This is a genomic window from Sporolactobacillus terrae DSM 11697, assembly GCF_000648615.1.
In the GTDB taxonomy this organism is placed as follows: domain Bacteria; phylum Bacillota; class Bacilli; order Bacillales; family Sporolactobacillaceae; genus Sporolactobacillus; species Sporolactobacillus terrae.
On record NZ_JFZC01000082.1, the window covers coordinates 1 to 2,344 of the forward strand.

The following is a 2,344-nucleotide window of genomic DNA, read 5'->3' on the forward strand; positions in this document are numbered from 1 at the left end:
TTGTTTTGGGTTAAGTCCTCGACCGATTAGTATCTGTCCGCTTCACACGTCACCGTGCTTCCACTCCAGACCTATCAACCTCATCATCTCTAAGGGGTCTTACTGATTAAAATCATGGGAAATCTCATCTTGAAGGGGGCTTCATGCTTAGATGCTTTCAGCACTTATCCCGTCCACACATAGCTACCCAGCGTATGCTCCTGGCGGAACAACTGGTACACCAGCGGTGTGTCCATCCCGGTCCTCTCGTACTAAGGACAGCTCTTCTCAAATTTCCTACGCCCGCGACGGATAGGGACCGAACTGTCTCACGACGTTCTGAACCCAGCTCGCGTACCGCTTTAATGGGCGAACAGCCCAACCCTTGGGACCTACTTCAGCCCCAGGATGCGATGAGCCGACATCGAGGTGCCAAACCTCCCCGTCGATGTGAACTCTTGGGGGAGATAAGCCTGTTATCCCCAGGGTAGCTTTTATCCGTTGAGCGATGGCCCTTCCATGCGGTGCCACCGGATCACTAAGCCCGACTTTCGTCCCTGCTCGACTTGTAGGTCTCGCAGTCAAGCTCCCTTGTGCCTTTACACTCTGCGAATGATTTCCAACCATTCTGAGGGAACCTTTGGGCGCCTCCGTTACCTTTTAGGAGGCGACCGCCCCAGTCAAACTGCCCGCCTGACACTGTCTCCGAACCGGATCACGGTTCAGGGTTAGAATGTCGATATCGTCAGGGCAGTATCCCACCGATGCCTCCACCGAACCTAGCGGTCCGGCTTCCAAGGCTCCTGCCTATCCTGTACAAACGATACCCACATCCAATATCAAGCTGCAGTAAAGCTCCATGGGGTCTTTCCGTCCTGTCGCGGGTAACCTGCATCTTCACAGGTACTATAATTTCACCGGGTCTCTCGTTGAGACAGTATCCAAATCGTTACACCTTTCGTGCGGGTCGGAACTTACCCGACAAGGAATTTCGCTACCTTAGGACCGTTATAGTTACGGCCGCCGTTTACTGGGGCTTCAATTCAAAGCTTCTCCCCGAAGGGATAACCTCTCCTTTTAACCTTCCAGCACCGGGCAGGTGTCAGCCCCTATACATCACCTTACGGTTTAGCAGAAACCTGTGTTTTTGGTAAACAGTCGCTTGGATCTTTTCACTGCGGCTCTCCGGACCCGAAGGTCCTTCGAGCACCCCTTCTCCCTAAGTTACGGGGTGATTTTGCCGAGTTCCTTAACGAGAGTTCTCCCGAGCGTCTTAGAATTCTCTTCTTGCCCACCTGTGTCGGTTTGGGTACGGGCACCGTTTCACTCGCTAGAGGCTTTTCTTGGCAGTGTAGGATCAGGCGCTTCGGTACTTAAGTTCCCTCCTCATCACCGCTTGGCCACAAGCAGCGGGATTTGCCTCGCTGCAAGCCTCACGGCTTGAACGCACGCTTCCATCCGTGCGCTCGCCTTACCTTCCTGCGTCCCCCCATCACTCAAACGTGAAACGCTGGTACAGGAATATCAACCTGTTGTCCATCGCCTACGCCTTTCGGCCTCGGCTTAGGCCCCGACTAACCCTGAGCGGACGAACCTTCCTCAGGAACCCTTAGGCTTTCGACGGAGAAGATTCTCACTTCTCTTTTCGTTACTCATACCGGCATTCTCACTTCCAAACGCTCCAACATGCCTCACGGCACATCTTCAATGCCCTTGGAACGCTCCCCTACCATGACCTGACGGTCATCCGCGACTTCGGTGCTGTGCTTAGCCCCGTTACATTTTCGGCGCGACGCCACTCGACCAGTGAGCTATTACGCACTCTTTAAATGGTGGCTGCTTCTGAGCCAACATCCTGGTTGTCTGGGCAACGTCACATCCTTTCCCACTTAGCACAAACTTAGGGACCTTAGTCGGCGGTCTGGGCTGTTTCCCTTTCGACGACGGATCTTATCACTCGCCGTCTGACTCCCGGACGTAAGGGCTTGGCATTCGGAGTTTGACTGAACTCGGTAATCCTGTGGGGACCCCTTATTCAATCAGTGCTCTACCTCCAAGTCTCACTCATCCGAGGCTAGCCCTAAAGCTATTTCGGGGAGAACCAGCTATCTCCGTGTTCGATTGGCATTTCACCCCTACCCACACCTCATCCCCGCATTTTTCAACATGCGTGGGTTCGGGCCTCCATTCAGTGTTACCTGAACTTCACCCTGGACATGGGTAGATCACACGGTTTCGGGTCGACAACCCTAAACTCATTCGCCCTATTCAGACTCGCTTTCGCTGCGGCTCCGCCTCTTCAGCTTAACCTTGCTTAGAATCGTCACTCGCCGGTCCATTCTACAAAAGGTACGCTGTCACCCCC

Annotated in this window: 1 rRNA gene; it reads right to left on the reverse strand. The window is 53.8% G+C overall.

What is annotated here, in order from left to right:
* Positions 1-6 precede the first annotated feature (6 nt).
* Positions 7-2,344, reverse strand: a 23S ribosomal RNA gene (locus AA84_RS0114050); the annotation flags it as partial.